This window comes from Thermostichus sp. OS-CIW-30, assembly GCF_054060215.1.
In genome coordinates, this window is sequence record NZ_JBSSCZ010000036.1 from 16,239 (window position 1) to 27,277 (window position 11,039).

Annotated in this window: 9 protein-coding genes; 4 read left to right on the forward strand and 5 right to left on the reverse strand. The window is 59.1% G+C overall.

Annotated elements, in window-relative coordinates:
* Position 1: 1 nt before the first annotated feature.
* Positions 2-1,294 carry a metallophosphoesterase family protein gene (locus ACVWZF_RS13280; protein WP_011433559.1) on the reverse strand — a complete coding sequence of 431 codons (1,293 nt, stop codon included), beginning with the start codon at positions 1,292-1,294 and terminating at the stop codon, positions 2-4.
* A 180-nt stretch (positions 1,295-1,474) separates the two neighbouring features.
* Positions 1,475-2,368, reverse strand: coding sequence for a bestrophin family protein (locus tag ACVWZF_RS13285; protein WP_011433560.1), 894 nt, complete (start codon positions 2,366-2,368; stop codon positions 1,475-1,477).
* 255 nt (positions 2,369-2,623) lie between these two features.
* Between ACVWZF_RS13285 and ACVWZF_RS13290 the strand changes: the two genes are divergently transcribed.
* On the forward strand, positions 2,624-3,115 hold the full coding sequence (locus tag ACVWZF_RS13290) for a helix-turn-helix domain-containing protein (protein WP_011433561.1): 492 nt from the start codon (positions 2,624-2,626) through the stop codon (positions 3,113-3,115).
* Here ACVWZF_RS13290 and ACVWZF_RS13295 read toward each other — a convergent pair whose 3' ends face one another.
* Entirely contained in the window at positions 3,116-3,952 is an 837-nt protein-coding gene (locus ACVWZF_RS13295; protein WP_011433562.1) for an anti-sigma factor domain-containing protein, read from the reverse strand.
* Between the two features lie 226 nt (positions 3,953-4,178).
* Positions 4,179-4,424: a twin-arginine translocase TatA/TatE family subunit gene (gene tatA, locus ACVWZF_RS13300; RefSeq protein ID WP_011433563.1), complete on the reverse strand. Its 246-nt coding sequence runs from the start codon at positions 4,422-4,424 to the stop codon at positions 4,179-4,181.
* A 223-nt stretch (positions 4,425-4,647) separates the two neighbouring features.
* Between tatA and ACVWZF_RS13305 the strand changes: the two genes are divergently transcribed.
* Together ACVWZF_RS13305 and glgB are read left to right on the forward strand one after the other, a co-directional pair.
* Entirely contained in the window at positions 4,648-6,123 is a 1,476-nt protein-coding gene (locus tag ACVWZF_RS13305; protein WP_041437425.1) for a dihydrolipoyl dehydrogenase family protein, read from the forward strand.
* 60 nt (positions 6,124-6,183) lie between these two features.
* Positions 6,184-8,475, forward strand: a complete 2,292-nt coding sequence (gene glgB / locus ACVWZF_RS13310) for a 1,4-alpha-glucan branching protein GlgB (protein WP_011433566.1) — start codon at positions 6,184-6,186, stop codon at positions 8,473-8,475.
* Between the two features lie 278 nt (positions 8,476-8,753).
* On the opposite strand, the gene ACVWZF_RS13315 is transcribed toward glgB, so the two are convergent.
* Positions 8,754-9,911, reverse strand: a complete 1,158-nt coding sequence (locus ACVWZF_RS13315; protein ID WP_457411647.1) for a DegT/DnrJ/EryC1/StrS family aminotransferase — start codon at positions 9,909-9,911, stop codon at positions 8,754-8,756.
* Between the two features lie 227 nt (positions 9,912-10,138).
* On the opposite strand from ACVWZF_RS13315, the gene ACVWZF_RS13320 reads away from it, so the two are divergent.
* On the forward strand, positions 10,139-11,039 hold a 901-nt coding region (locus tag ACVWZF_RS13320; RefSeq protein WP_457411644.1), incomplete at its 3' end, for a glycosyltransferase family 9 protein.

Below are 11,039 nucleotides of genomic sequence, written 5' to 3' on the forward strand. Positions count from 1 at the left end.
ATCAGTCTTCTGCTCCCCATTCGCGACAGCGATGCGGAGCATCAAAAGCTCCCCTTAGGTGAGCATACACTTCAGATTCTCCTTGCCCATCCAAAACCTTTTCTTTAAGATCCAGAAGCAGCCGCGCTAGCTCTTCACTGCGTTTGCGGTAGTGGGCATGGCTGCTCAGCAGATCCCTGTAGATTTTCTCTTCGATTTGTAGCCTCTGCCCCTCTTCTTCCAAGGAAAGGGCAGCCGACCCGAGCTCTAAAGTATTGGCCTCAAAACGAAACAGAACCAGCAAGGCGCCGGTAAGCTGCTGAATTTGACACTGTAGGGCGCGGCTATCCAGCTCATGCTTGGCGAACCCCACCTGTCCCACCAGCCGCAACTCCACCATCGGCTCCATCTCACTTTCCTGAAAACGGGATCCCTTAGCCAAGGCAATGGCTGCTGCGGCAATCTGTTCGGGGGTTTCTCTGCCCTTGGCCTCCAGATAGAGCCGGCGGCGGGGCCGCTGATGGTAATCCTGCACCAACTCCGCTTGGGGTGGGCCATCTCCCCAGCGGACGCGATAGGCCCCCCGTTGGAAGTCCCATTCGGCAGTGCTGTTGGCCTCCAGGGATCCCGGGTTGAAGATCCACCCCCCCTCGGAATAGCTTTTGTGAATGTGTCCCAAGGCCAGGTAGCCCACTCCTGCCTCCCGCAAGGGCAACAGATCCCGGTAGCGCAAAGCGCCTTGGTAACGGGCAATTTGGCCTTCTAGACCGTGGTGGAACATCAACACCACCCGTTCTGGGCCGGGGGGCAACCGTCGAATGGCCGCCGCCAACTGCTCAATCGACCTGGGAGCTGCCGATCCGTACCACTGGGATCCGATCACCCGCACCCCACAGGGCAAATCCAGATACCCTCCCCGCCCACCCGCCCAGGGACGCAACTCCAGGCCCTCTTCCCCTGCTTCCGGCTCCAGCAGGATCAACTCCCCGTGATCGGCCAAGTACCTCAGCCAACTGGTTTTCACGCCATAGGGACGGTTGTCGTGGTTGCCCTCGATGGCCAACACCGGAATCCCGGCCTGCTGCAGCTCCCGCAAGACGATCTGGGCTTGGTTGAGAACGCCGGGCTGAATCTGCCGATGCTCGAACAGATCTCCGGCGATGAGCACAAAGTCCACCGGATCCTGAATGGCATAGCGCCGGACAACATCCCGAAAAGCCAAAAAGAAGTCCTTGCTCCGCTCCGGGCTGTCGTAGCGGTCATAGCCCAGATGCACATCGGCCAGGTGTAAAAATGTGCAGGTTGAGCAGGCCATCCCCAGAGCACCTCGGCAAATTGTCCACAGTTTAGCAAACCCATCTTGTTCCCTACCCAAGATATAGGGATCCCTTCCTCTCAATCATCGGGTTCGCCCCGGCTATCTCCACTAGGGGTAGGTGCCGGCTGAGGATCTGAAATGGGCAGCTGCCCTGCCATCCAGAACGGCGAGAGTTCCCTAAGTGGAATTGATCAAATCCGCAATATTGTGCTTCATCTTGTTGCAAATGTTATCGAGGGGCAGATCATTGGGATCCCGGCCAAAGGGATTTTCAATTTCGATGCCGATCTCTTCAACGCCAAACAACATAAAGCTCAGCCATCCCACAATGGGGCCGGTCATCCAACCCAAACCTTCCACCATCTGAAACGGCAAAGATAAACAGTAGAGCAATAACAACTGCTTCAAGTGCAGGGCATAAGCCATGGGCATTGGGGTCATGAGAATGCGCTCGCAAGCCCCCAGCGCATCCACCATGCTGTTGAGCCGCTCCACCATGATCGTGAGCTGGTAGACCTCAACGCGGCCCTTTTGGTATTGTCGCTGTAAGTAATCTCCGATCCAAAAGGCAATCTGCAAAGGGGGATGGTTGAGGCTTTGGAGACGTTGCAACTGCTCCGGGCTGAGGAGGGGCTGAATCTCATCCAGCAGAGGTTCCTGGCGCAAGTGCTGTTTCATGGCCATGGCAAAAGCGGGCAATAGATATAGAGTTTGGATCTTCTCTTCCCGGTCGCCGGGTTGCTTTTCTTCAATGGCTACCCAAATCAGGCGGGCCAAATTGCGCACGTCATTCACCACGGATCCCCAGGCTTTCCGCCCCTCCCAGAACCGTTCGTAGGCGGTGTTTGTCCGAAACACCAGCATCAAACCCAAAACGATGTTGGGCACAAACGCCACCAACGACGACAGCGCCAGGGGCAGCCCCAGCTTATACAGAATCGAAACCAGCACCCCGGCCAAGCCGCAGATAAAGGCGCGGGGCAGCACTGCCGGCACAACTGATCCTTGCAACTGCAGGGCCAGGCGAAACCAACGCAGCCCCTCTCCTGCAAGATACTTGCGAAGAACCATAGTGCAGCGTCGGCAAGCTTGCCCTCTGATCCTACAGCCACTCCTACAGCCACGGCCTGCCGCCCTAGAGGGGATCCCTTGCCCGCCTATCCTGAAAAGCGACGAGGGTAGCCTGTTAGAGATTTTTCAGTTCGAGATTCTGTAAATGTCAAGCAATGCCCAGGCAAACTTCACGAACAACTTCCAAAACCCCAAGTTACTGTGGTAGACTCTCCGCCAGGCAACGAATTCAACGCTGTTCTGCGACGCCCCAACATGGCTGGAGTCCTCAAGCTCGACATTCGGGAATCGGCTGAAGAGCTCAAATCCCTACTAAGCAAGCAGTCTACACCGACCGGGAAGGAGCGGGTTCAAGCTCTCTACCTGCTCAAGATTGGGAAAGTCAAGACGATGACAGGCTTGGCTGAAATTCTGGGGCGGGACATCTCAACGATTTTTCGATGGTTTCAACGCTACAAGGCCAAGGGGCTAGAGGGCATGTTGACGGTGCCCCGCAACCAAGGGCGCAAACCCCTCATCCCCAAGCCGGTTTTGGAAATCCTCAAGCAGGAGCTGCATCAGCCTGGCCGATTCCGTACCTACAGCGACATCCGCGAATGGCTGCGGGAAACCCACGGTGTGGATGCTTCCTACAAAGTTGTGCATGAAACTGTTCGCTACCGTCTCAAGGTGCGCTTGCGGGGATCCCATGCTAAGCGGCGCAAGAGCGGGGGACAAACTCCCCAGCCATCCCCCCATCTCTCTTGATCAGGGCTGGGCAGCAGGGATCCAGAAACTGCTCTGCAGCAGAGGCGGGCCTGTGGGGGATTCGCTTCCTCCTGCCGGTTCAAGGGTGACGAGAAGGCGGGTCGGCTGCTCAGAATGGATGGGTTGACTGAGCCACTGCAGGGATCCTTCCCCGTTGACGGCAAAAGTGCCGGCGTTTTCCAGCAGTCGTCCCCCTCCCTGGACATCCGACTCCAGCCACAGTTGATAGGTGCTCCCTGGGGGGGCGGGAGCCATCTCCGAGGCCAATAGCAGCACCTGCTTGGCATGGGGCGACCAGAGGGCTTGCACCAACAGGGGAGTGCTGAAGCTGGGATCCCGCAGCAGGGTTCGCTGCACCTGCGGTTGTCGTTGCCACTCTTGGTAGAGCCGTTGAACTGCCACCGACTCTCCCTCGATGGGGGATCCCCACTGCCAGCGCAGCCGCCAGTAGGCCGCTGTTATGTCTACCGCGTAGATCCCCAGCACTGCCAGGCTGCCCCAGAGAAGACGTTGCGGCCACAGGGGAGCCGAAGTTTGAATGGAGAGGGGGGCAGGTAGCCAAGCCCAACGCCGCAGCCGTTCCCTAGCCTGAAAGGCTGTCAACTCGTAGAGCCACAGAGCCACTGAGCGATCCCGCTGCAGGTCAAAGGCATTGGCGTGTTTCCAGCAGAACTCGAACACCTGCCGCACCACCTCTTCCGCCTGGTGAGGTTGCTTGAGAATGGCCAAGGCAATATCCAGCAGGCGCTTCTGATAGCGATCCTTGAGCAAAAAGTGGCTGCGGCGATCCCGCAGTTGGATCTGGCGCATCAACTCGAAATCGGTCAGCTCAGCCATACCACCTCTGGGGCATCCGATGGGCCTATCCGGGCTGATCCTGGCTCAGCCGGTAGCGCCGGTCCGGGAAACTTTCCAGAACTATACACTAGCCCTGGATCTGGCTCCCTTGCGAGCTGACTTTACTTCTGATCGAAGCCGGCTTGGATCCCCCCTCTCGACAAGATCCCCAGTTGCGGCAGCACGTCCCTGGCAGAAGTTGGGATCCCACCCCTCTCCGCGACCCTCAGGCGGCATCCTTCTCCACCACCTTCTCCACCTTTTCCGTGCCGGCAGGCTCGTCATCGCTGCTGGGGTTGTTCATCTCTTGTTTGAAACTCCGCAACGCTTTGCCAAAGGCGCTGCCCAACTCCGGTAGCTTCTTGGGGCCAAACACGACCACCGCGATCACCCCAATCACGGCCAGCTCTGGCAGGCCCATGCCGAAGATGCTCACGGCCAGGATAGGTTCGCTCGGCAGCAGGATAGTCATAAGTCCCCAAACCCTGAAAAGTAGAACAGACGGATCAACCCAGCTTGCAAGGGATCCATCCGTCCCACTCTAACAAGTTCTTCTCCCATGCAGAAAGGGTGTGGAAAGGGATCCCCTTCTCCCATCCTGCCCCCGGCCCACTCAAGACATAGGATGGTGCTATCTTTTGCCGATTCCTGGGATCCCTTGCCCGATTCTCCTGTTTAAAAGTTTAAAAAAAGCCATGCCTGTCTCCTACGATATTGTGGTCATTGGCGCCGGTGCAGCGGGTTTGGTGGTGGCCAGCGCTGCGGCCCAACTGAAGGCCAAGGTGCTGCTGGTGGAAGGAAGCGACCGCCTGGGCGGAGATTGCCTCTGGTATGGCTGTGTGCCCAGCAAAGCCCTTCTTCACGTGGCCCATACCGTCCATCGGATTCGCCAGGCCATGGCTGCCGGTTGGGTAACTCTCCCTGGCCCAGCAGGGATCTCGGTGGATTACCTCAAGGTGTACGAACACATTCGCTCTGCCCAGAGCTACATCGCCAACCACGCCGATTCGCCAGATCGCTTCCGCCAACTGGGGGTGGAACTGGTGTTTGCCAAGGGCCACTTTGTGGATGGGCGCACCTTTGAGGTGGCAGGACGGCAGGTACAGGCGCGGGCTTTTGTCATCGCCACCGGATCCCGTCCTTGGGTTCCCCCCTTGCCGGGCTTGGCCGAGGCGGGCTATCTGACCAACGAATCGATCTTTGACTTGACCCGCTTGCCCAAATCGGTGGCGGTGATAGGGGCGGGGCCGGTAGGCTGCGAGTTGAGCCAAGCTCTGGCCCGTCTGGGATCCGAGGTGACCCTCATTGCCAGCCGCGAGCGCATCTTGCCCAAGGAGGATCCCGAAGCCGCCCAGGTGGTGCAGCAACAGTTGACCCAAGATGGGATCCGCATCCTCACCCGGGTACGCGCCACAGCAGTTGGCCAAGAGCAAGGGGCAAAGCTGCTTTCCCTAAAGGCCAATTCCGGGGCAGGCACCGCCGCTGCAGGTGATCAAGTGATCCGTGCAGAAGAGATTTTGGTGGCCGCCGGTCGGATCCCGAACGTGGAAGGGCTGGGTCTAGAAGCCGCCGGCGTGCAGTACACCCCCCAAGGGATCCAGGTGAATGCCAAGCTGCAAACCCGCAATCCCCGCATCTACGCCTGTGGGGATGTCATCGGCGGGCCGCAATTTACCCATGTGGCGGCCTACGAAGGGGCAGTGGCCCTGGTCAATGCCCTGTTTTTCCCCCTCAGCCAAGCGCGTTATCGTGTCATTCCTTGGGCCATCTTCACCGAGCCGGAGCTGGCCCGTGTGGGCCTCACCGAAAGCGAAGCCCGGCAGCAATACGGCAAGGATGTGGTGGTGCTCAAACAGGAGTTTGCCGATGTGGATCGGGCCCAGGCAGAAGCCGCCCCCCTGGGCTTTGCCAAATTGATCTGTCGGCGCAACGGCCAGATTTTGGGGGCGCACCTGGTGGGATCCCAGGCGGGAGAGCTGATTCATGAAGTGGTTTTGGCCATGAGCCGGCGGCTGCCCGTCTCTGCCCTGACCGGGATCCACATCTACCCCACCCGCTCGGAGGTGAATGCCAAGGCGGCCCTGCAGCACCGCAGGCAACAATTGGCCACCAACCCCCGCCTGCAGAACTTCTTGCAGGGATTCTTTGCCTGGAGGCGGGCCTGGAGCTGACAGCGCAAACTGGGGGTCAGCCACCGCTAGACTAGAATGGTCATTTACTGAGGGTTCCCGATGGGCTTTCTCCTGTCTGCTGAACAAGTGGGTCAGTTTGTTTCCAACCAATGGCAGGATCCCTATGCCGTTTTGGGCCCCCAGCAGATAGAAGAGGCCGGGAAATCCTTTGGGTTGGTGCGCGCCCTTGTGCCCAATGCTCGGCAGGTTTGGCTGGTGGAACGCGCCACTGGACAGGCTTACCCGATGCAGCCGCTGCACCCGGAAACGCTATTCGAGCTGCGCTTTGAGCCGGGAACCCCTCTGCCGGACTATTTTTTGCGGGCCCAACGGGTCTGGGATCCCCAAGGGGAACACTTGGAAGAATGGGAGGATCCCTACCGCTTTCCCTTGGAGAAGGTCAACCACATTGGCGAGCTGGATCGCTACTTGTTCAACGAGGGGAATCACCACCGCATTTACGACAAGCTGGGCGCCCATCTCATCACGGTGGATGGGGTGAAGGGGGTGCATTTCGCCGTCTGGGCTCCCAACGCCCGCAACGTCAGCGTTATCGGCGATTTTAACCACTGGGACGGGCGTCAACACCAGATGAAGCGGCTGGGCGAAAGCGGCATCTGGGCGGTGTTCATCCCCGGCATAGGGCCAGGCGCCATCTACAAGTACGAGGTGAAAACTTCCTGGGGGGATATCTACGAAAAATCGGATCCCTATGGCTTTCAACAGGAGGTGCGCCCCAAAACCGGCTCCATCGTAGCCGACCTCAACACCTACACCTGGCACGACCAAGCCTGGCTGGAAAAACGCGCCGCCACCGATCCCCTGCGCTCGCCGATTTCGGTTTATGAGGTGCATCTGGGATCCTGGATGCACGCCTCGGCTGAAGATCCACCTGCCGAAGGGCAAAGTGTGCTGGTGGACCAAAAGCCCAACACTCGCTTCCTCACCTACCGCGAGCTGGCGGACAAATTGATCCCCTATGTGAAGGAGCTGGGCTTTACCCACATCGAGCTGTTGCCGGTGGCAGAACACCCCTTCGATGGCTCTTGGGGCTATCAAGTGATTGGCTACTATGCCGTAACATCCCGCTATGGATCCCCGCAAGACTTTATGTATTTTGTCGATCGGGCTCACCAAGCCGGGATCGGCGTGATTGTCGATTGGGTGCCCGGGCATTTCCCCAAAGATGGGCATGGGCTGGCTTTTTTCGACGGTACTCACCTGTACGAGTACGCCGACCCTCGCAAAGGCGAGCACAAAGGTTGGGGCACTTTGGTCTTTAATTATGGCCGCAACGAGGTGCGCAATTATCTGGTGGCCAATGCCCTTTTTTGGTTCGAGAAATACCACATCGATGGGATCCGGGTGGACGCGGTGGCCTCGATGCTTTATCTGGATTATGACCGCAAAGAGTGGATCCCCAATCCCTACGGCGGGCGGGAACACCTCGAAGCCATCGACTTTTTCCGGCAGCTCAATACCCTCATTTTCAAATACAACCCCGGTGCGCTTTCCATTGCCGAAGAATCTACTGCTTGGCCGATGGTAACTTGGCCAACCCATGTGGGTGGGCTGGGCTTCAACTTGAAGTGGAACATGGGTTGGATGCACGACATGTTGGATTATTTCCACATGGATCCCTGGTTCCGCCAGTTCCATCCCCATTTGGTCACCTTCAGCCTCATGTATGCCTTCAGCGAAAATTACATGCTGGCCTTTTCTCATGATGAGGTGGTGCATGGCAAGAGCCACATGTTGGGCAAAATGCCGGGGGATCATTGGCATAAGTTCGCCAGTCTGCGGGCTTTGTATGGCTACATGTTCACCCACCCTGGCAAGAAAACCTTGTTCATGAGCATGGAGTTTGGCCAGTGGAATGAGTGGAATGTTTGGGCAGATCTGGACTGGGAGCTGCTGCAGTATGAACCCCACGCCAAGTTGCGCCACTACGTGGCCAGCCTGAATCACCTGTTGCGCTCTGAGCCTGCCCTGTATACCCAAGACACCAAACCGGAGGGGTTCCGCTGGATCGACTGCAGCGATCATCGCGGCATCGTTTCCTTCATCCGCTATGGGGAGGATCCCAGTGAGTGGGTGGTGGTGGTTTGTAACTTCACGCCGGTGGTCTGGCCCAATTACCGCATTGGGGTACCGGAACGAGGTTTTTATCGAGAGCTGCTCAACAGCGATGCTGTGGAGTTTTGGGGCAGCGGGGTAGGCAATTTGGGGGGCAAGTGGACAGACGACTGGGCCTACCACAACTTGCCCTACTCCCTCGAGCTCTGCCTGCCGCAACTTTCTACCTTGGTGCTGAAATGGCAGCCGCCGCAGCCGGTCGAGTCCCAGAATTGACACCCTGCTGGCTTCCTTCCGCCGCACTGGGAGGACGGGTCTGGAGACTTCGTTTTTTGGCCATTTGTAGTCCTTTCAAGCTGGATTGAGACAATCCCCAAGCGCTCCATACCGCTTCCGAGATCACCCCCAGTCCTCTTCCCAGAGGGAGAGGGGAGTTGGGAAGCAATGGGATGGAAATGTTTCATTTCGTTTCATTCTTATTTAAAATGACTGTGGGCGTGGGTGCAGTGTTCTAGTTTGAATCGAAATGACCATAAGGCAGACATAACTGAGTGCTACGGGCAGGTTTTTTCTGAGAGGATTTCAGCAATGGCCGCAGCCACCCGCTCTTGTTGACAGGTGGTCAACTCAGGAAAACACGGCAAAGACAACACCTGAGCCGCACATAGCTCGGCATTGGGCAGATCCCCCCGCCGGTAGCCCAGCCCTCGGTACACCGGCTGCAGCGGCAATGGCAGAGGATAGTAAACCCGACTGCCAATGCCCCGCTCCTTCAGACCCTGCTGCAAATAGTCCCGCCGCCGCCCATCCGTCGCCTCAGAACCCACCACCCGCACCGTGTACTGGTGCCACACCGAGTTCCCCCCCACCCCCACCTGGGGCAACATCAAGCCCGGGATCCCTTGCAGCAAGCGGTGGTAACACTCCGCAATCCCCTGCCGCCGCCAGTTCCACTCCCGCAGATAAGGCAACTTCACCGAGAGAATCACCGCCTGCAGCGCATCCAAACGGCTGTTGAGACCCAAATGCTCGTGGTGGTACGGACGGGTCTGCCCATGCTCCCTGAGAGCCCGCACCCGCCTGGCCAGTTGGGGATCCCGCGTCACCACCGCCCCCCCATCCCCAGCCGCACCCAGATTCTTGGTGGGAAAAAAGCTGAAGCAGCCCACCTCTCCCCACGTGCCCACCGGCCTGCCCCCCCAGCAGGCCCCCACCGCCTGGGCACAATCTTCCACCACCGCCAAGCCGTGCCGCCGGGCAATAGCCAGAATCTGGGTCATGTTGGCCGCCTGCCCAAACAAATGCACCACCACCACCGCCTTGGTGCGGGGGGAGATGCTCCTTTCCAGCAGCTGCGGATCCAGGTTAAAGGTGCACGGATCCACATCCACAAACACCGGACGCGCCCCCACCCGGCTGATGGCGGCAGCCGAGGCAAAAAAACTAAAGGCACTGGTGAGCACCTCATCCCCCGCCTGGATGCCCAAAGCCTGCAAAGCCAACACCAAGGCATCGGTGCCGGAATTGCAGCCGACGGCCTCCAGGGGGCCACCCCCCAAAAACTGGGCAAACTGCTCCTCAAAGCGCTGCACCGCCGCCCCGCCGATGTACTGGCCAGAGGCCAGCAGCGCTTCCAGCTGCGGCTGCAACAGCCCGGCCAAAGCGCGGTACTGCCCCGTCAAATCCAGCAGCGGAATCGGCTCCTCCGTCATGGTGCTGCCTTTGGAGAAGGTGGCGGCCACAGCCCATCATCGCGGATGAGAGCCTGTGTACACAACGCTCTGGCCCAGAAGGGTTCTGGGGTTTGTCTTCCGCGGGTCGAGCTGGCCCTGAATCTATCCACCCAATCTGAGATAGAGTAAGCGGGGATCCCCTAGGCTGGATACAGCTTTCTACAGGATGCTTTATGCAGGCGGTTTCTCCAGCAGCTAAAGCCCCTTTGGCACCTCGGATTCTGGCTTTGGTGCCGGGCGGGATTGGTGACCAGATTTTGTTTTTTCCCACCTTGGCCAGTTTGCGGCAGCGCTTCCCGGAGGCGGAGCTGGAGGTGGTTGTGGAGCCGCGGGCAGCAGGGGCTTATGAGGTTTGCCCTTCGGTGAGTCGGGTGCTGACTTTTCCGTTCAAAGAACAGCTGTCGTTGGGGGATCTCAGCGACCTGCTGGGGCGGATTCGCGAGCGGCAGTATGACGGGGTGCTGAGCCTGGGCCGAAGCTTGGGGGTGAAGCTGTTGTTGTGGCTGACCGGCATTCCCAAGCGAGTGGGCTATGCGCCGCCGGGGCCGGGGCGACCTTGGCTGACCGACCCGGTGCCCCTGAAGCCGGCCCAGTATGCGGCCCAGATGTACCACGACCTGGTGCAGGGGTTTGGCATTGCTGCGCCGGCGGGGTTGCCCCAGATTCGTCTGAAAAAAGCAGACCTGGAGTGGGCAGAGCAGGAACGCAAGCGCCTTTTGGGGGATGCCGCCCAAGATTATGTGCTGTTGCATCCGGGGGCCAGCCAGCTGTCGCAGGAGAAGGGAATTCAGAAGATCTATCCCTCTGCCAACTGGGTCAAGGTCATCAAGGGTTTTCGGGAGCAGCGGCCGGAGCTGCCGTTGGTGCTGGTGGTGGGGCCAGAGGATGAGCAGCTGGCGGAGGGCTTTCTGGCGCAACTGCCGGAGCTGCCGGTGAGCCGTCCTGTCCGGCTGGGGCAGCTGGCGGCCTTGATTGGTGGGGCAACGCTGCTGTTGTGCGCCGATAGCGCTCCCATGCATTTGGCGGTGGCGGTGCAGACGCCGCTGGTGGCGTTGTTTGGGCCCACCGACCCGCTGCGGTTGCTGCCTTCAGAGGGGCCGTTTCGGG